This window comes from Pseudomonas sp. zfem003 (genome assembly GCF_032621675.1).
GTDB lineage: Bacteria > Pseudomonadota > Gammaproteobacteria > Pseudomonadales > Pseudomonadaceae > Metapseudomonas > Metapseudomonas otitidis.
In genome coordinates this window covers 167,010-186,164 of sequence record NZ_JAVYJG010000004.1, presented here as the reverse complement: position 1 = coordinate 186,164, position 19,155 = coordinate 167,010, and the positions used below count along the sequence as shown (strand labels likewise).

Genomic DNA, 19,155 nt, shown 5'->3' with positions numbered 1-19,155 from the left:
CCCGCCACGCCGAGAGGAGCCGCCCCATGGATCAGCCCCCGCACGACCTGCATGCCCTCCTGCAACAGATCGCCCGCCCGCTGTTCGAAGACGCCGCACGCCACGCCCGCCAGGCAGGGCTGGAAGCGGTGGTGCGCGACGAAGCCAACAGCGTGGGGCCCGCCCTGTGCCTGGAGGTGGCACGCCCCGGCGAGCGGCCCAGCCGCTACCTCCTGCTGGGCGACACGGCGGCCGCACGGGTGCGCCATGAATGCTTCTTTGCCGACACGGGGGAGACCCGGCGCCTGGAAGCGGCGCCGGCCTCGGTCAACGAGACGGTGCTGGATACCCGCCTGGCGGCCTTCTTCCGCGAGGCCTTCGGGCTGTCCCTGGACTACACGGCCGAGCGGCGCCAGGCAGGCTTCTGGTAACACCCGCAGGAATCAATCCCGCCGGGTCGGCACCTGCCAGATGTCCGCTGCGTACTCACCGATGGTGCGGTCGGAGGAGAACCACCCGGCCCGCGCGGTGTTCAGCACCGCCGAGCGCCACCAGCGGTCCGGGTCCTGCCAGGCGGCGTCGACCCGGCGCTGGGCGTGCCAGTAGGCGCTGAAGTCCGCGCAGAGCATGAAGCGGTCGTGGTGCACCAGGCCGTCCACCAGGCCCTGGTAGCGGCTCGGGTCGTCCGGTGAGAAGACCCCGCTGCGGATCGCCTCCAGGGCGGCGGCGAGGCGGTCGTCGGCGGCGACCACGGCCTGCATGTTCAGGTCGCCCGCGCGCACCCGCTGCTCCACCTGGCTGGCGGTGAGGCCGAAGATGAACATGTGCTCGGCACCGATCAGTTGGCTCATTTCGACGTTGGCGCCGTCCAGGGTGCCTATGGTGAGTGCGCCGTTGAGGGCGAACTTCATGTTGCTGGTGCCGGAGGCTTCCAGCCCGGCGGTGGAGATCTGCTCCGACAGGTCGGCGGCGGGGATGATGGTCTCCGCCAGGCTGACGTTGTAGTTGGGCAGGAACACCACCTTCAGCAGGCCACGCACCGTGGGGTCGGCGTTGACCGTGCGGGCGATGTCGTTGGCCAGCTTGATGATCAGCTTGGCCTGCTGGTAGCTGGCGGCGGCCTTGCCGGCGAACACCTTGACCCGGGGCACCCAGTCGGTGGCCGGCTCGTTGCGGATGGCCTGGTACAGGGCCACGGTGTGCAGCAGGTTGAGCAGCTGGCGCTTGTACTCGTGGATGCGCTTGACCTGCACGTCGAACAGCGCGGTGGTGTCCAGGGTGATGCCCAGGCGCTCCTGCACCAGGGCCGCCAGCGCGGCCTTGTTCTGCTGCCGCTGGGCGGCGAAGCGCTTGCGCAGGCCCGGCTTGGCGGCCCAGGGCTCGAGGTTGCGCAGCTGGTGCTCGGGCTGGTCCAGCAGGGATTCGCCGAGGGCTTCCACCAGCAGCGCGGTGAGCCCGGGGTTCACCTGGTAGAGCCAGCGGCGGAAGGTGATGCCGTTGGTCTTGTTGCTGATGCGCTCGGGGTAGAGCCGGTGCAGGTCGCGGAACACCGTCTCGCGCATGAGGTCGGTGTGCAGCGCCGAAACGCCGTTGACGCTGTGGGAGCCGAGGAACGCCAGGTTGCCCATGCGCACCCGCCGGCCGTGCTCCTCGTCGATCAGCGACACTGCGCGCAGCAGCGCGAAGTCATGCTCGCCGGCGGCGCGCAGGGCGTCGATGTGGAAGGCGTTGACCAGGTAGATGATCTGCATGTGGCGCGGCAGCAGCCGCTCCATCAGCGACACGGGCCAGGTCTCCAGCGCTTCAGGCAACAGGGTGTGGTTGGTGTAGGACAGCGTTGCCACCGTCATGCCCCAGGCCTCGTTCCAGGGCAGGCGGTGCTCGTCCACCAGTTGGCGCATCAGCTCGGCCACGGCGATGGCCGGGTGGGTGTCGTTGAGCTGGATCGCCGCCTTCTGCGGCAGGCTGCGGATCTCGCCGTGGGCCTGCATGTGGCGGTGCAGCAGGTCCTGCAGGGAGGCGGAGACGAAGAAGAACTCCTGGCGCAGGCGCAGCTCCTGGCCGGCCTCGGTGCTGTCGGCCGGGTACAGCACCCGCGAGATGCTCTCGGCGCGCACCACGTCGGCCACGGCACCGAAGTGGTCGCCGGCATTGAAGCGCTCCAGCTGCAGGTCCTCCATGGCCCGGGCCCGCCACAGGCGCAGGGTGTTGACGCTAGCGCCGCGCCAGCCCACCACGGGGGTGTCGTAGGCGATGGCACGCAGGGTCTCGGCGGGCTGCCAGACCTGGCGGGTGGCGCCGCCCTCCTCTTCGAGGGTCGTCACGCTGCCGCCGAAGCCGATGCCGTAGCTCACCTCGGGCCGTTCGAACTCCCAGGGGTTGCCGAAGTCCAGCCAGGTCTCGGTCTGCTCCTGCTGCCAGCCGTCGGTGATGACCTGGCGGAACAGCCCGTGCTCGTAGCGGATGCCGTAGCCGTGGGCGGCCAGGCCGAGGGTGGCCATGCTCTCCATGAAGCACGCGGCCAGCCGGCCGAGGCCGCCGTTGCCCAGCGCGGCGTCGGGCTCCACCTGGCGCACTTCGTCGAAGGACACGCCGAGCCCGTCGAGGGCTTCGCGGGCGGTCTCCAGCAGGCCGAGGTTGCTCAGGCAGTCCACCAGCAAGCGGCCGATGAGGAACTCCAGGGAGAGGTAGTAGACGCGCTTGTGGTCCCGGCGCGCCTGCCCGGTGCCGGCTTCCTCCCAGTTGTCCACCAGATGGTCGCGGGCGGCCAGGGCCAGGGCCTCGAACCAGTCGTGGCGGTAGGCGCTGCCAGGGTCCTTGCCCACGGCGTAGCGCAGCTTGTCGAGGATGCGCTGGCGAAAGGCGTCCACCTCCGGGCGGGTGGCCGGGGCGTCCTGTTCTGCACTCATGGGGGCTCTCCCGGGTCAGTCGATGCGGGCGTCGGCGTGGGCCACGCGCAGGCGGCGGGCCTCGGGGATACGGGGCGGCAAGCCCTGGGCCAGCAGGCCGTCGAGGGTGATGGCGCCTTCGCGGGCCAACAGGTCGGCCTTGCGCGCCGCCCAGGTGGCGTCGTCACCCAGGCGGTCGAGCAGGTCGTGCCCGGCCAGGGTCAGGCCGGTGGCGATCATCACCGGCTCGCCATTCCAGGGGTGGTGCGTGGCACATTCCACCAGCCCGCCCTGGGCCAGCAGGTGCAGGTGATGGCCCACCTGCGCGGCCGAGTGCCCGTCCCAGGCGCGCGGCGCGAAGTGCCGCCCGCCCTCCAGCGCCTCGACGGCCATCAGCAGGCTGCGGATGAGGTCCCAGTCTCGTTTCATGGTGAAGTTCCTTCTGCCGAATCACGGGGTTTCGCGGCTCCCTTGGGTGAGTCCCCCCGCAGCGCCGGAAGGTTCAACCTGCTTTCAGGGCGGCGGGACCATCGGTCGAGCGGCGCCGCAGATCACCGGAACTCGCCCGCAGCGCCACCGCTCCCACCCTGTAGCGGGCCTCGCCCCGGAGGCCCGGAAACAGGAGGAGACCGCCATGCCACGCGGCAGCAAAGACGCCTACACCGACAAGCAGAAGCGCAAAGCCGAGCACATCGAGCAGAGCTACGAGGACAAGGGCGTGGCACCCAAGGAAGCTGAGGCCCGCGCCTGGGCCACGGTGAACAAGCAGTCCGGCGGCGGCGAGAAGTCCGGCTCCGGCACCCGCAAACCGGCCACGACCAAGCGCGCTGCGCGGCAATCCTCGGCCCGCCAGGCGGCCGCCACCCGCCAGGGCGCGCCGCGTCCGGGCCAGTCCCTGGAAGACAGCACCCGCGCGGACCTGATGATGCGCGCCCGGGACCTGGGCATCGCCGGGCGCTCGCGCATGCGCAAGGCCGAGCTGATCCAGGCGATCCGCCATGCGGCCTGAGCCGCGCCGTCCATCACCGGCTGGCCGCCTGGCGCTGTGCGGCGCCGGTGGCTGGCTGCTGGTGCGCGGCGCCCTGGGTGGCGGCCCGCTGGGGCTGCTGCAGGCCGTGCTGGGCGCCGCCGCGCTCTATCGGGCGTCCACCCCGCCAACCCGGCTGGCCCGGCCAGCGGGTGACCACCCCGTGCTGGACCCGCGCCAGGGCATCCGTACCCCGTTCCAGAGCCGCCCACAGCCGGTGCGGCTCCAAGGCCTGCTGAAGGAGGCTCCCATGAGCATCAGTTACGACGTCGACGCCGGTACCTGTTCCATCGAACTCAACGGCAACCATTGCGAACTGCCGATCCGCGACGTGGTGGTCACCACCGACGAGGGGCTGCGCGCCTCGGTGATCCACTGCACGGCGGGCACCGCCCTGCTCACCGAAGACCAGGCCCAGGCGCTGATCGGCGCCGGAGCCCGGGACGAGCGCTTCAACCTGCTGGCGGACTGACCCGCCCTGCCCCCGCCGGCACGCCGCCCAGGCGACGATGCCGGCAGGCTCAGGCCGGCTTGAGCACCAGGCTGCCCAGGGGCGGCAGGTCCAGCACCAGCGCATGGGCCTGGCCGTGGCTGCCGCCCTCCACGGTGGCGGCTTCGGCCAGGGTGCCGGCATGGGAGCCGGCGAAGGCATCCGCATCGCTGTTGAGCAGCACCCGCCAGCGCCCGCCCACGGGCACGCCGACCCGGTAGCCCGGGCGCGGTACCGGGGTGAAGTTGTGCACCACCAGCAGCGGGCCACCCTCGCGGTCGCGGCGCAGCCAGGCGTACACGCTGTTGACCGAGTCGTCGCCGATCAGCCACTGGAAGCCTTCGGCCTGGCCGTCCAGCTGGTGCAGGGCCGGTTCCTCGCAGTGCAGGCGGTTGAGGGCGGCCACCAGGTCGCGCACGCCCTGGTGCTCGGCATAGCGCAGCAGGTACCAGTCCAGCTCGCCGTCGTGGCTCCATTCCCGCCACTGGCCGAACTCGCAGCCCATGAACAGCAGCTTCTTGCCCGGGTGGGTCCACATGAAGCTGAGGTACAGCCGCAGGTTGGCGAACTTCTGCCAGCGGTCGCCGGGCATCTTGTCCAGCAGCGAGCGTTTGCCGTGGACCACCTCGTCGTGGGAGATGGGCAGGATGAACTGCTCGGAGAAGGCGTAGAGCAGGCCGAAGGTGAGCTGGTGGTGATGGTGGCTGCGGTGCAGCGGGTCTTCGGCGATGTAGCGCAGGCTGTCGTGCATCCAGCCCATGTTCCATTTGTAGGCGAACCCCAGGCCGCCTTCGCGCACCGGGCGGCTCACGCCCGGCCAGGCGGTGGACTCCTCGGCAATGACCAGCGCACCGGGCGCCTCGGTGGCGACCACGTCATTGAGGTGGCGGAGGAAGTCGATGGCCTCCAGGTTCTCCCGCCCGCCGTGGCGGTTGGGGATCCATTCGCCCTGCTTGCGCGAGTAGTCGCGGTAGAGCATGGAGGCCACCGCATCCACCCGCAGGCCGTCGATGTGGTAGACGCGCAGCCAGTGCAGCGCGGAGGCGATCATGAAGCCGTGCACCTCGTGGCGACCGAGGTTGTAGATGTAGGTGTCCCAGTCCTGGTGGAAGCCCTCGAAGGGGTGCGCGTACTCGTAGAGCGCGGTGCCGTCGAAGCGCGCCAGGCCGTGCTCGTCGGTGGGGAAATGCGCCGGCACCCAGTCGAGGATCACCCCCAGGCCGGCCTGGTGGCAGGCGTCGACGAAGGCGGCGAAATCCGCCGGGCTGCCGTGGCGGGCGGTGGGCGCGAACAGCGACAGCGGCTGGTAGCCCCAGGAGCCGCCGAAGGGGTGCTCCATGATCGGCAGCAGTTCGAGGTGGGTGAAGCCCATCTCCAGGGCATAGGGGATCAGCTGCTCGGCCAGGGCCTGCCAGTGCAGCACCGGCCCTTCCGGCCCGCCCTCGCGGCGCCAGGAGCCGACGTGGATCTCGTAGATCGACAGCGGCCGGTCATGGGCCTGGGCGCGGCTGCGCTCGGCCATCCAGGCTTCGTCGTGCCAGTGGAAGGCCAGGGGCTCGGTCACCACCGAGCCGGTGGCGGGCGGGTGCTCGGTGGCCAGGGCCAGCGGGTCGGCCTTCAGCGGCAGCACGCCATGGCTGCCGAGGATCTCGTACTTGTAGACCTCCCCCGGTTGCAGGCGCGGCACGAACAGCTCCCACACGCCCGTGGGGTGACGCAGGCGCATGGGGTGGCGACGGCCATCCCAGCCGTTGAACCCGCCCACCACCGAGACGCGCCGGGCATTGGGCGCCCACACGGCGAAACGCACGCCCTCGACGCCTTCGTGCTCCACCCGCTGGGCGCCGAAGACCTGGCCGAGTTCACGGTGGTTGCCTTCGGCGAACAGGTAGAGGTCCATCTCGCCCAGGCAGGGGCCGAAGCTGTAGGGGTCCTCGGTCTCCTGCACGCCGCCGGCCCAGTGGATGCGCAGGCGGTAGCGGCCCTGGCCGCTCCAGGGGGCGCTGAACAGGCCGGGGGTGGCGGCCGGCTGCATGGGCACGGCGCCCTGCTCGTCCAGCAGCTCCACCTGGAGGGCGCCGGGCAGGTAGGCACGCACCCGCAAACCATCGGCCACGGGGTGCGGGCCGAGCCAGGCGAAGGGGTCGCCCTGCTCGGCCCTCACCAGGGCCTGGATGGCGTTGCGTTCGGCATCCGCGCCGACAAGGGTCTCACTCATGGGTCACTCCGGGGTCTTGGGTCAGCGCCACCAGGCCGCGCAGTGGCACGGCGAGCCAGTGCGGGCGGTAATGGGCTTCGTAGAGGATTTCGTAGGCGGCCTTCTCGATGCCGAACAGCGCGAGGGCGGCCTGCTCGCCGTCCCGCTCGAACCAGGCGTGGGGCAGCCCGGCGGCGGCGATGCGGTAGGCCTCCAGGCAGGCGCGACCGGCTTGCTGCCGGTAGCGCTCGGCCAGTTGCCGACGCAGGGCTGCGGCCTGGGGCGCGTGGTCCGCCACCCCGTCACCCCGCACCAGCATGGCGGCGGCGTAGTCGAACGAGCGCAGCAGGCCGGCAACGTCCTTGAAGGGGCTGTGGCGGGCCCGGCGTTCGGCCAGGCTGCGGGTGGGTTCGCCTTCGAAGTCGATGAAACAGGCGTCGCCGTCCTCCACCAGCACCTGGCCCAGGTGCAGGTCGCCATGGACGCGGATCAGCAGCCCGCCGGCGCTGCGCCGGGCGAGGCTCTCCACCTGCTGGCGCAGGGCATCGCGACGCTGCAACAGCCCTGCGGCCAGGGCCGCCGTCTCGGGATCGAGGGCGGCGCGGTGGTCCTCCAGCGCCGCCAGTGCCGCGTCCAGCTGGGCCACCACGCTGCGGGCCCAGGCCTCGGTGGTGGCGGCATCGCTTTCCAGCGGGCCGAAGTCGGCCTCGTCGGCGGGGCGTGCCAGCACACTGTGAAGCTCGCCCAGGCGCCGGCCGAGCACCCCGGCGAAGGCCTGCAGGGTGCGCAGTTCGGTTTCGGCGGCCTGCTCACCCCCGGCATCCGCCGTCAGGGCGTTGCGCAGGGCGCGGTCGAGATGCTCCAGGGTCCATTGCCAGGCGTCGCCCTGGTTCGGCCGGAAGGCCTGCAGCACGGCCAGGGTCCGGGCAGCGCCGTCGGCGTCCACCCGGCGCACCTGGCCCAGCAGCGCCGGGACGTGGGCGAAGCCTTGGGCGGTGAGGTAGGCGCCCATCTCCGCCTCCGGGTGCAGGCCGGGCAGCACCCGGCGCAGCAGCTTGAACATGTAGCGCCCGTCGATCACCGCCGAGCTGTTGGACTGTTCCGCCGAGAGCACCTTGACCGGCGCCCCCTGCCAGCCGGGCAAGGCGCCGGCAGCGGCCACCGGCAGCCAGTGCAGCTCGCCGCCGGCCACGGCGCGCACGGGCTCGCGGGCCAGGTCATCGAGCCAGCGGGTGATGAACGCCGGCACGCCGAAGCCCTCCATCAGCACCCCGTCGCGCCCGTCCAGGCGCAGGCGGGCCACGGCGCCGCGCAGGGCATCGGAGGCGCCGGCGGCCTGTTCCAACGGCACGAAGACCAGGGGCACGGGGTAGCTGGCAGGGTCGCCGGGCACCTCCACTTCCGCCAGCACGGCCGGCAGCTCTGCGTCGCCACAGGGCAACAGGTACAGCAGCCGGGCGGCATCGGCACGGGTACCGGGGTACCAGCGGCGGCTCGGCAGCCAGCCTTGCAGGGCCGCCTCCAGGGCAGCCGGTGGGAGGTCGGCCAGGCTGCCGTCCAGAGTCAGGGTGGGCAGGTCGGGCGGGGTCGCGGGAGCCGGTTCGGGCCTGGGCATGGCGATGTCCTCAGTCCTGGGGGCGGATGCGCCAGATGCCGAATGGCAGGCGCCAGGGTTCGATGCGCATCCACTGGACCTTGCCGTGCCAGGTCCAGGTGTGGCCGTTCATCAGGTCCTCGCCCTGGGTCATGGCGTCGTCGGGCAGGCCCATCTCCCACAGCGGCAGCTCGAAGTGCGCCTCCTGGGCCTGGTGCGGGTCGAGGCTGATGGCCACCAGGACGAAGTTGTCGCCGTCGGCGCTGCGCTTGCCGAAGTAGAGGATCTGGTCGTTCCAGGCGTTGTAGACCTGCAGGCCGAGGTGGCTCTGCAGGGCAGGGTTCTCCCGGCGGATGCGGTTGAGCTGGGCGATCTCGGCGACGACGTTGCCGGGCGCCTGGTAGTCCCGGGCGCGCAGCTGGTACTTCTCCGAGTCGAGGTACTCCTCCTTGCCGGGCACGGGGGCGGACTCGCAGACCTCGAAGCCGGAATACAGCCCCCACAACCCCGAGCCCATGGCCGCCACCGCGGCACGGATGAGGAACGCCGCGCGCCCCTGGCCCTGCAGGTGGAAGGGGTTGATGTCCGGGGTGTTGACGAAGAAGTTGGGCCGGTAGCAGTCCCGCAGCGGCGGCTGGTTGAGTTCGAGCAGGTACTCGGCCAGCTCGGCCTTGGTGGTGCGCCAGGTGAAGTAGGTGTAGCTCTGGGAGAAGCCCAGCTTGCCCAGGCGCGCCATCATCGCCGGGCGGGTGAAGGCCTCGGCGAGGAAGATCACCTCCGGGTGGCGACCGCGCACTTCGGCGATCAGCCATTCCCAGAACGGCAGCGGCTTGGTGTGGGGGTTGTCGACGCGGAACAGTGTGACGCCCGCCGCCACCCAGCCCAGCACCACGTCACGCAGGGCCAGCCAGAGGTCGGGCTGGGCCTCGCGGACATAGAAGTCGACGTTGACGATGTCCTCGTACTTCTTCGGCGGGTTCTCGGCGTGGCGGATGGTGCCGTCGGGGCGCCAGCTGAACCAGCCGGGGTGCTGCGCCAGCCAGGGATGGTCGGGGGAGCACTGGATGGCTAAGTCGAGGGCGATCTCCAGGCCGTGCTCACGGGCCGCCTGCACCAGCGCGAGGAAGTCGTCGCGGCTGCCGAGCTGGGGGTGGATGGCCTCGTGCCCACCCTCGGCGCTGCCGATGGCGTAGGGGCTGCCGGGGTCGTCCGGGCCGGCCTCCAGGGCGTTGTTCGGCCCTTTGCGGTGGGTGCGCCCGATGGGGTGGATGGGCGGGAAGTAGAGCACGTCGAAGCCCATGGCCTGGATCGCCGGCAGCCGCTCGATGACGTCGAGGAAGGTGCCGTGGCGCTGGCCATCGTTGGCGGCGGAGCGCGGGAACAGCTCGTACCAGCTGGCGAACTCCGCCCGCTTGCGCTCCACCTCCAGGGGGAACAACGGGCTGCACACCCGGTGCGGGTGGGCCTGGACCCGGTCCACGGCCGCGCGGGTTTCCGGTGCCAGCAGCAGCGCCACGCGCTCCTCCACCGATTGGGTGGCCTCCACCGCCTCGATCAGCGTGCGCAGCGCTTCCACCTGCTCCGGCGGAGCCTGGGCGGCGACCCGCTCCAGGTGGGCCACTCCTTCGCGCAGCTCCAGCGCGATGGAGACGCCGGCGGCGTGCTTCTTCGCCAGTTCGTCGCAATAGCTGGCGTACAGGTCCCACCAGGCCTCCACGGCGAACACCACGCGGCCGACACCGGGCGGCACGAAGCGGGCCTGCCAGTGGTCGTTGCCCAGCGGCTGCATGGGCTCCCGCTGCCATTGGGCCTCGCGGGACTCGCGCCACAGCAGGTGGGCCGCCAGCTTGTCGTGGCCATCGGCGAAGATCACCGCGCTCACCGTGCGCGGCTCGCCGGCGATGGCCTTGGCGGCGAAACGGCCGCCATCCACCACTGGCTCCACCGCCTCGATGGCGATGCGCGGGCAGGCCAGGGCTTCTTCCAGGGACAGCGCGCCGGTCAGGCGCGCCACGGATTCGGCAGGGTGCATGGGAAACATGGACGGGCTCCTTGTGGCCGGCGCGTAGCGGGCCGACCCACGGCCGCGCCGGTTGGCGGGAATCTGCTAGTTCCGAGCCCGGGCCGTCGGTAAAGTTCGAACTGATTGCGCCACCCCGGCACCACCCGGGCATGGCTCCGGCCCGGCGGGAGCGGCATAATCCCCGCTCCTTCGTACGGCCCGGTTTCCATGCGCATTCACGTCACCTTCATCGATCGCGTCGGCATCACCCAGGAAGTGCTCGCCCTGCTCGGCGGACGCAACCTCAACCTGGATGCGGTGGAGATGGTGCCGCCGAACGTCTACATCGACGCGCCGACCCTGAGCCCCGAGGTGCTGGACGAGCTGCGCGAGGCCCTGCACAAGGTGCACGGCGTACAGGACGTGACGGTGGTGGACATCCTCCCCGGCCAGCGCCACCGCCTGCAGCTGGATGCGCTGCTGGCGGCGATGACCGACCCGGTGCTGGCGGTGGACGGCAATGGCCGCGTGCTGCTGGCCAACCCGGCGCTGGTGGCGCTGTACGGCGAGGAGCCGGCCGGCATCACCCTGGCCCAGCTGTTCGGCGACGAGAGCCTGCACGAGGTGCTGCGCGAGCAGGGCTTCCGCCTGCCGCTGCGGGAAATCCAGCTCAAGGGCCAGGCGCTGCTGCTGGACGCGGTGCCGATCAACGAGGGCGAGCGCCTCACCGGGGCACTGCTGACCCTCTACCTGCCCAACCGCATCGGCGAGCGGCTCTCGGCCCTGCACCACGACCACGCCGAGGGCTTCGACTCGCTGCTGGGCGACTCCCAGCCCATCCGCACCCTCAAGGCCCGTGCCCTGCGGGTGGCGGCCCTGGATGCGCCCCTGCTGATCACCGGCGAGACCGGTACCGGCAAGGAGCTGGTGGCCCGGGCCTGCCACGCCGTCAGCGCCCGGCGCAACCAGCCGTTCCTGGCGCTGAACTGCGCGGCCCTGCCGGAGAACCTCGCCGAGAGCGAGCTGTTCGGCTATGCCCCGGGCGCCTTCACCGGTGCCCAGCGCGGCGGCAAGCCGGGCCTGCTGGAGCTGGCCAACCAGGGCACGGTGTTCCTCGACGAGATCGGCGAGATGTCGCCCTACCTGCAGGCCAAGCTGCTGCGCTTCCTCAGCGATGGCTGCTTCCGCCGGGTGGGCGGCGACCGCGAGGTGAAGGTGGACGTGCGCATCCTCAGTGCCACCCACCGCAACCTGGAGAAGATGGTGGCCGAGGGCAGCTTCCGCGAGGACCTGTTCTACCGCCTCAACGTGCTCAGCCTGGACGTGCCGCCGCTACGGGAGCGGGAGCAGGACATCCTCCTGCTGGCGCGCTTCTTCATGCAGCAGGCCTGCACCCAGATCCAGCGGCCGCCGTGCCGGCTGGCGCCCGGCACCTACCCGGCGCTGCTGGGCAACCGCTGGCCGGGCAACGTGCGCCAGCTGCAGAACGTGATCTTCCGTGCGGCCGCCATCTGCGAGAGCAACATCGTGGAGATCGGCGACCTGGACATCGCCGGCACCGCCGTGGCCCGGCAGAGCGACGGCGAAGTGAACAGCCTGGAAGAGGCCGTGGAGAACTTCGAGCGCGGCCTGCTGGAGAAGCTCTTTGCCAGCTACCCCTCCACCCGCCAGTTGGCCGCCCGGCTCAAGACCTCCCACACCGCCATTGCCCACCGTCTGCGCAAGTACGGCATCCCGGGCAAGAACGCGTGAACGACCTTGCGAATCAATCGTAAGCGATTGATTTTCAAGTAATAAAACCACCATTCAAGAGCGACCTTCGCCTCCGCTGGCGGCCGCCTGCCTGGGGCTGCGAGCGCGCGCCTGGCAGCCTCGGGGGCTCGCAGCGCTCCAATCCAATAATCCACATTAGATAATCATCCTATCTAATTGTTTTTATTGTATTTTATTTAAATTACTATGAGAACGTATCGATTTCGCTACAGCGTAGCGAATTCGCAACAAATCCTTTGGAAGCCCCATCACGCCTGGATTGCGCGCACATGGCCGGTCGGTCACCGCGAGAGCCGTAGCGATTTCGCTACACGCACGAAAAGATTTCACATCAATAAAACATCCTATCTATTTGTTTTTATTGAATTTTTATTCGATGGCATCCGCCTTGCTATGAGGCGCCCAGACAGCACGGGGCGACGCTCCGTGCCGGGGGTCCCTATCAGCGCCCGGCAAAGAACCGGGCCACCGCATCGAGGAGTTACCAATGAGCCAATTGCGCTTTACCGCTGATCACGAATGGCTGCGCCTGGACGCAGACGGCCTGGTCACCGTCGGCATCACCGACTTCGCCCAGGACGCCCTCGGCGACGTGGTCTTCGTTCAACTCCCCGAACTGCAACGCTACGCCAAGGGCGAGGAAGTCGCCGTGCTGGAGTCGGTCAAGGCCGCCAGCAACATCGTCATGCCGCTGGACGGCGAGGTGGTGGAAGTCAACGGCGAGCTGCCCGACACCCCCGAGCAGGTCAACGAGGACCCGCAAGGCAAGGCCTGGTTCTTCCGCATGCGCCTGGACGATGCCGGTGCACTGGATGGCCTGCTCGACCAGGCCGGCTACGATGCTTTGGTGAAGAACGCCTGAGGAACACCCGCCATGCCCATCCAGACCCGTTCCCTCGACACCGCCAACGAGTTCATCGCCCGCCACATCGGCCCGCGTGAGGCCGACATCCAAGCCATGCTGGACCTGCTCGGCCACAGCGACCTGGAGGCCCTGACCGCCAGCGTCATCCCAGAGTCCATCAAGGACAGCAGCGTGCTCGACCTGGCCCTGCCCGGCCAGGGCGAAGCCGAAGCCCTCGCGGCCATCAAGGCCATTGCCGCCAGGAACCAGCTGCTGCGCAACCACATCGGCCAGGGCTACTACCCCTGCCACACGCCGAGCCCGATCCTGCGCAACCTGCTGGAAAACCCGGCCTGGTACACCGCCTACACCCCCTACCAGCCGGAGATCTCCCAGGGCCGCCTGGAATCCCTGCTGAACTTCCAGACGCTGATCAGCGACCTCACCGGCCTGCCGATCGCCAACGCCTCCCTGCTGGACGAAGGCACCGCCGCCGCCGAGGCCATGACCTTCTGCAAGCGCCTGTCGAAGAACAAGGCCAGCAACGCCTTCTTCGCCTCCCGTCATTGCCACCCGCAGACCCTGGACGTGCTGCGCACCCGCGCCGAGCCCCTGGGCATCGAGGTGGTGGTGGGCGATGAGCGCGAGATCAGCGACGTTTCCGCCTACTTCGGCGCGCTGCTGCAGTACCCCGCCACCGACGGCGACATCCATGACCACTGCGACCTGGTGGAGCGCCTGCACGGCGCCAACGCCCTGGTGGCGGTCGCGGCCGACCTGCTGGCCCTGACCCTGCTGACCCCGCCCGGTGAGTTCGGCGCCGACGTGGCCCTGGGCAGCGCCCAGCGCTTCGGCGTGCCGCTGGGCTTCGGCGGCCCGCACGCGGCCTACTTCGCCACCCGCGATGCATTCAAGCGCGACATGCCGGGCCGCCTGGTGGGCGTGTCCATCGACCGCCACGGCAAGCCGGCCCTGCGCCTGGCCATGCAGACCCGCGAGCAGCACATCCGCCGCGAGAAGGCCACCAGCAACATCTGCACCGCCCAGGTGCTGCTGGCCAACATCGCCAGCATGTACGCCGTCTACCACGGGCCCCAGGGCCTGACCCGCATCGCCAAGCGCGTGCACCAGCTCACCGCCATCCTCGCCGAGGGCCTGGCACAGCTGGGCCACAGCGTCGAGCAGCAGCACTTCTTCGACACCCTGACCCTGGCCACCGGCGCCCGTACCGCCGAGCTGCACGCCAAGGCCCGCGCCCGGGGCATCAACCTGCGCGAGATCGATGACCAGCGCCTGGGCCTGTCCCTGGACGAGACCACCACCCAGGCCCATGTGGAAGAGCTCTGGGCGCTGTTCAGCGACAGCCAGGCCATGCCGGCGTTCGACGCCCTGGCCGGCACCGCCGCCAGCCGCCTGCCTGCCGCCCTGCTGCGCCAGTCGCCGATCCTCAGCCACCCGGTGTTCAACCGCTACCACTCGGAAACCGAGCTGATGCGCTACATGCGCAAGCTGGCCGACAAGGACCTGGCCCTGGACCGCAGCATGATCCCGCTGGGCTCGTGCACCATGAAGCTGAACGCCGCCAGCGAGATGATCCCGATCACCTGGGCCGAGTTCGGCAACCTGCACCCCTTCGCCCCGCCCGAGCAGTCCCAGGGCTACCAGCAGCTGACCCAGGAGCTGGAAGCCATGCTCTGCGCCGCCACCGGCTATGACGCCGTGTCGCTGCAGCCCAACGCCGGCTCCCAGGGCGAGTACGCCGGCCTGCTGGCCATCCGCGCCTACCACCTGAGCCGTGGCGACGACCAGCGCGACATCTGCCTGATCCCGCAATCGGCCCACGGCACCAACCCGGCCACCGCCAACATGGCCGGCATGCGCGTGGTGGTCACCGCCTGCGACGCCCGTGGCAACGTCGACATCGCCGACCTCAAGGCCAAGGCCGAAGAGCACCGCGAGCGCCTCGCCGCGATCATGATCACCTACCCCTCCACCCACGGCGTGTTCGAGGAAGGCATCCGCGAGATCTGCGAGATCATCCACGCCAACGGCGGCCAGGTGTACATCGACGGTGCCAACATGAACGCCATGGTCGGCCTCTGCGCCCCGGGCCAGTTCGGCGGCGACGTGTCCCACCTGAACCTGCACAAGACCTTCTGCATCCCCCACGGCGGTGGCGGCCCGGGCGTCGGCCCGATCGGCGTCAAGGCCCACCTGGCTCCCTTCCTGCCCGGCCACGGCCATCTGGTGCGCAAGGAAGGCGCGGTCAGCGCCGCGCCCTTCGGCAGCGCCAGCATCCTGCCCATCACCTGGATGTACATCCGCATGATGGGCGGCGCCGGCCTGCGTCGCGCCTCGCAGCTGGCGATCCTCAACGCCAACTACATCGCCCGTCGCCTGGAAGAGCACTACCCGGTGCTCTACACCGGCACCAACGGCCTGGTGGCCCACGAGTGCATTCTCGACCTGCGCCCGCTCAAGGACAGCAGCGGCATCAGCGTCGATGACGTGGCCAAGCGCCTGATCGACTTCGGCTTCCACGCCCCCACCATGTCCTTCCCGGTGGCCGGCACGCTGATGATCGAGCCCACCGAGAGTGAGTCCAAGGAAGAGCTGGACCGCTTCTGCGACGCCATGATCCGCATCCGCAACGAGATCCGCGCCGTGGAGACCGGCGCGCTCGACGCCGAGGACAATCCGCTGAAGAACGCTCCGCACACCGCGGCGGAGCTGGTCGGCGAGTGGGCCCACCCCTACAGCCGCGAACAGGCCGTGTACCCGACCGCCACCCTGGTGGAAGGCAAGTACTGGCCGCCGGTGGGCCGGGTCGACAACGTCTATGGCGACCGCAACCTGGTCTGTGCCTGCCCGTCCATCGAGGCCTACCAGGACGCCTGACCGGCCCGTGAAGGTGGGAGCGAGTTCATTCGCGAATGAATTCGCTCCCACGCACACCTTTGCGCTTCAACGGTCGGGCCGCACGGCCCGGCCACCCCGAGTGTCTACGCTGACCCAATAACAACGAGCACGAACCAGGCTCAGGAGCGACACCATGTCCCTCAGCGTCTTCGACCTGTTCAAGATCGGCATAGGCCCTTCCAGCTCCCACACCGTCGGCCCGATGCGGGCGGCTGCCCGCTTCGTCGAGGGTCTGCGGCGGGAGCACCTGCTGGCCAGCACCACCAGCCTCAAGGTGGAGCTGTACGGCTCCCTGGGTGCCACCGGCAAGGGCCACGGCAGCGACAAGGCCGTGCTGCTCGGCCTGGAGGGCGAGCAACCGGACACCGTCGACACCGAAGCCGTGGAGGCCCGCCTGAAGGCCATCCGCGACAGCGGCGAGCTGCGCCTGGGTGGCGAGAAGGCCATCCGCTTCGTGGAGAAGGAGCACCTGGCGCTGATCCGCAAACCCCTCGACTTCCACCCCAACGGCATGATCTTCCGCGCCTTCGACGCGGCCGGCCTGCAGTTGCGCGCCCGCGAGTACTACTCGGTGGGCGGCGGTTTCGTGGTGGACGACGAGGCCGCCGGGCGCGACCGCATCGTCGAGGACCAGACGCCCCTCGCCTACCCCTTCAAGACCGGCAAGGAACTGCTCGCCCACTGCGCCGCCAGCGGCCTCTCCATCAGCGCGCTGATGCGCGAGAACGAGAAGGCCTGGCGCAGCCCCGAGGAGACCAGCGCCGGGCTGCAGCGCATCTGGCAGGTGATGCAGGACTGCGTGAAGGCCGGCTGCCGCAAGGAGGGCATCATGCCCGGCGGGCTCAAGGTCAAGCGCCGCGCCGCCGCGCTGTTCCGCCAGCTCAGCGAGCGCCCGGAAGCCGCCCTGCGCGACAGCCTGACGGTGCTGGACTGGGTCAACCTCTACGCCCTGGCGGTGAACGAGGAGAACGCCACCGGCGGGCGCGTGGTCACCGCGCCCACCAATGGCGCGGCCGGCATCGTCCCGGCGGTGCTGCACTACTACGCACGCTTCGTCCCCGGCGCCAATGACGAGGGCGTGGAGCGCTTCCTGCTCACCGCCGCCGCCATCGGCATCCTCTACAAGGAGAACGCCTCCATCTCCGGCGCCGAAGTCGGCTGCCAGGGCGAGGTGGGCGTGGCCTGCTCCATGGCCGCCGGCGCGCTCTGCGAAGTCATGGGCGGCAGCGTGCAACAGGTGGAGAACGCCGCCGAGATCGGCATGGAACACAACCTGGGGCTGACCTGCGACCCAGTCGGCGGCCTGGTCCAGGTGCCCTGCATCGAACGCAACGCCATGGGCTCGGTGAAGGCCATCAACGCCGCACGCATGGCCCTGCGCGGCGACGGCCAGCACTTCATCTCCCTCGACAAGGTGATCCGCACCATGCGCCAGACCGGGGCCGACATGAAGAGCAAGTACAAGGAAACCGCTCGCGGCGGCCTCGCCGTGAACATCATCGAATGCTGAGTGCCGGTCCGTCGGGCGCCCAGCGCCCACGGGCCCTCAATCGGTGCGCGCGGCGCACCTACAGGAAGACGGAATGACCACTGAAACCCTCGCCAAGACCCCGCTGCACGCACTGCACCTCGAACTCGGCGCGAAGATGGTGCCCTTCGCCGGCTACGACATGCCGGTGCAGTACCCCCTGGGCGTGCTCAAGGAACACCTGCACACCCGCGACCAGGCCGGGCTGTTCGACGTCTCCCACATGGGCCAGATCCGCCTGCGCGGCAGCGACGCCGGCCAGGCCCTGGAAACCCTGGTGCCGGTGGACATCATCGACCTGCCGGTGGGCCTGCAGCGCTACGCGGTGTTCACCGATGCCAACGGCGGCATCCTCGACGACCTGATGGTGGCGCGCCTGGCCCCGGACGAGCTGATGCTGGTGGTCAACGCCGCCTGCAAGGACCAGGACCTGGCCCACCTGCGCCAGCACATCGGTGACCAGTGCGAGATCGAACCGCTGTTCGAGGCCCGCGCCCTGCTGGCCCTCCAGGGCCCGGCTGCCGCCGAGGTGCTGGGCCGCCTGGCCCCGGAAGTGAAGAAGATGACCTTCATGCAGTTCGGCAGCGTGCGCCTGGAAGGCGTGGAGTGCTACGTCAGCCGCTCCGGCTACACCGGCGAGGATGGCTACGAGATCTCCGTGCCCGCCGACAAGGCCGAGGCCCTCGCCCGTACCCTGCTGGCCCAGCCCGAAGTCCAGCCCATCGGACTCGGCGCCCGCGATTCGCTGCGCCTGGAAGCCGGCCTGTGCCTGTACGGCCACGACATGAGCAGCGCCACCACCCCCATCGAAGCCAGCCTCGGCTGGGCCCTCTCCAAGGTGCGCCGTGCCGATGGCGCCCGCGCCGGCGGCTTCCCGGGTGCCGAGCGCATCTACGCCCAGCAGTGCGATGGCGTGGCGCAGAAGCGCGTCGGGCTGCTGCCCCAGGAACGCGTACCGGTGCGTGAAGGCGCGGAAATCGTCGATGCCGACGGCGCGGTGATCGGCCGCGTCACCAGCGGCGGCTTCGGCCCCAGCCTGGGCGGCCCCGTGGCCATGGGCTACCTGCCCGCCGACAAGGCCACGCTGGACACCGACGTCTGGGCCATGGTGCGCGGCAAGCGCGTGCCCATGAAGGTCGCCCGCACCCCCTTCGTGCCGCAGCGCTACTACCGCGGCTGACGCTTTACCCTCGATGCCCCACCGGCGGCCCCTCGCCGGCCCGGGGCCTTCAGGCGGCGGGTCTACCGCCGCCTTTTCTTATCCTCGCCTCAGCGCGTCAGCGGCAACGCCAGCCCCGCCATCCCGAACAGCCCGCCGCACACCTGGTTGAAGCGCCGGCCGCTGCGCGCCAGCCAGGGGCGGACGCGGTGGGCCAGGCGGGCGAGCAGGTACTCCACCACGCATTCGATGATCACGAAGGTCAGGGTCATGACCACGCACTGCAGCCACAGGGGCCGTGCGGGGTCGAGGAACTGGGAGACGAAGGCGCCGAAGAACAGGATCACCTTGGGGTTGGACAGAGCCGAGAACATGCCCTGGCGGAACAGGCTGAGGTTGCTGCGCCGGCCGACCTCGGTGCCGGCGTCCAGCTGGATGCCGGGCGAGCGCCAGAGCTGGATGCCGAGCCAGATCAGGTACAGGCCGCCGGCCACCTTGAGCAGGGTCAGTGCCTGGGTGGAGGCTTTGAGCAGCGCGCCGATGCCGAACATGGACAGCGCCATCAGCAGGGCGAAGCCGAGCGCGCCTCCGCTGATGGTGAACAGCGCCCGACGGTGCCCATGGAGGGCGCCATGGGACAGTGCCAGCAAGGCGTTGGGGCCGGGTGTGAGGGACAGGCCGAGGACGGCCAGCAGGTAGATCAACCAGGTATGCAAGGCCATCGGGTGGGGCTCCAGGGCAGGCGCGAGGCGCCA

General features: G+C 70.0%; 14 protein-coding genes. 8 read left to right on the top strand and 6 right to left on the bottom strand.

Annotation, left to right across the window (positions count from 1 at the left end; all coding sequences use genetic code 11):
• The first annotated feature begins 26 nt into the window (after positions 1–26).
• Positions 27–410: a hypothetical protein gene (locus RTK35_RS09975; RefSeq protein ID WP_316907898.1), complete on the top strand. Its 384-nt coding sequence runs from the start codon at positions 27–29 to the stop codon at positions 408–410.
• A 12-nt stretch (positions 411–422) separates the two neighbouring features.
• Here the strand turns inward: RTK35_RS09975 and RTK35_RS09970 are convergent, their stop codons facing one another.
• Positions 423–2,888, bottom strand: a complete 2,466-nt coding sequence (locus tag RTK35_RS09970) for a glycogen/starch/alpha-glucan phosphorylase (RefSeq protein WP_316907897.1) — start codon at positions 2,886–2,888, stop codon at positions 423–425.
• 15 nt (positions 2,889–2,903) lie between these two features.
• On the bottom strand, positions 2,904–3,296 hold the full coding sequence (locus RTK35_RS09965; RefSeq protein ID WP_142008639.1) for a DUF2513 domain-containing protein: 393 nt from the start codon (positions 3,294–3,296) through the stop codon (positions 2,904–2,906).
• 205 nt (positions 3,297–3,501) lie between these two features.
• Between RTK35_RS09965 and RTK35_RS09960 the strand changes: the two genes are divergently transcribed.
• Entirely contained in the window at positions 3,502–3,876 is a 375-nt protein-coding gene (locus RTK35_RS09960) for a Rho termination factor N-terminal domain-containing protein (protein ID WP_316907896.1), read from the top strand.
• On the top strand, positions 3,866–4,366 hold the full coding sequence (locus RTK35_RS09955) for a DUF3203 family protein (RefSeq protein ID WP_316907895.1): 501 nt from the start codon (positions 3,866–3,868) through the stop codon (positions 4,364–4,366). The genes RTK35_RS09960 and RTK35_RS09955 overlap by 11 nt, the downstream gene beginning before the upstream one ends.
• Before the next feature lie 49 nt (positions 4,367–4,415).
• Here the strand turns inward: RTK35_RS09955 and glgB are convergent, their stop codons facing one another.
• Genes glgB through RTK35_RS09940 form a run of 3 tightly spaced genes read right to left on the bottom strand, consistent with a single transcriptional unit; the run spans position 4,416 to position 10,207 of the window.
• Entirely contained in the window at positions 4,416–6,602 is a 2,187-nt protein-coding gene (gene glgB, locus RTK35_RS09950; protein WP_316907894.1) for a 1,4-alpha-glucan branching protein GlgB, read from the bottom strand.
• Positions 6,595–8,196 (bottom strand): putative maltokinase, encoded by a 1,602-nt coding sequence (locus tag RTK35_RS09945; protein ID WP_316907893.1) that lies wholly within the window; start codon positions 8,194–8,196, stop codon positions 6,595–6,597. The genes glgB and RTK35_RS09945 overlap by 8 nt, the downstream gene beginning before the upstream one ends.
• A 10-nt stretch (positions 8,197–8,206) precedes the next feature.
• Positions 8,207–10,207, bottom strand: a complete 2,001-nt coding sequence (locus RTK35_RS09940; RefSeq protein WP_316908049.1) for an alpha-1,4-glucan--maltose-1-phosphate maltosyltransferase — start codon at positions 10,205–10,207, stop codon at positions 8,207–8,209.
• Between the two features lie 198 nt (positions 10,208–10,405).
• Here RTK35_RS09940 and RTK35_RS09935 point away from each other — a divergent pair, with 198 nt between their 5' ends.
• The 5 genes from RTK35_RS09935 (at position 10,406) to gcvT (ending at position 18,421) form a co-directional block, all read left to right on the top strand.
• Positions 10,406–11,929, top strand: coding sequence for a sigma-54-dependent transcriptional regulator (locus RTK35_RS09935; protein WP_044399610.1), 1,524 nt, complete (start codon positions 10,406–10,408; stop codon positions 11,927–11,929).
• A gap of 508 nt (positions 11,930–12,437) precedes the next feature.
• Entirely contained in the window at positions 12,438–12,812 is a 375-nt protein-coding gene (gcvH, locus tag RTK35_RS09930; protein ID WP_044399613.1) for a glycine cleavage system protein GcvH, read from the top strand.
• A gap of 12 nt (positions 12,813–12,824) precedes the next feature.
• The gene (gcvP, locus tag RTK35_RS09925; RefSeq protein WP_316907892.1) at positions 12,825–15,692 is read left to right on the top strand and encodes an aminomethyl-transferring glycine dehydrogenase; all 2,868 of its coding nucleotides are present in this window, start codon (positions 12,825–12,827) and stop codon (positions 15,690–15,692) included.
• Between the two features lie 154 nt (positions 15,693–15,846).
• Positions 15,847–17,223, top strand: coding sequence for an L-serine ammonia-lyase (locus RTK35_RS09920; RefSeq protein WP_316907891.1), 1,377 nt, complete (start codon positions 15,847–15,849; stop codon positions 17,221–17,223).
• Positions 17,224–17,296: 73 nt separating this feature from the next.
• Positions 17,297–18,421 carry a glycine cleavage system aminomethyltransferase GcvT gene (gene gcvT / locus RTK35_RS09915; RefSeq protein ID WP_316907890.1) on the top strand — a complete coding sequence of 375 codons (1,125 nt, stop codon included), beginning with the start codon at positions 17,297–17,299 and terminating at the stop codon, positions 18,419–18,421.
• A gap of 89 nt (positions 18,422–18,510) precedes the next feature.
• Here the strand turns inward: gcvT and RTK35_RS09910 are convergent, their stop codons facing one another.
• On the bottom strand, positions 18,511–19,122 hold the full coding sequence (locus RTK35_RS09910; protein ID WP_316907889.1) for a LysE family translocator: 612 nt from the start codon (positions 19,120–19,122) through the stop codon (positions 18,511–18,513).
• Between the last annotated feature and the right edge of the window lie 33 nt (positions 19,123–19,155).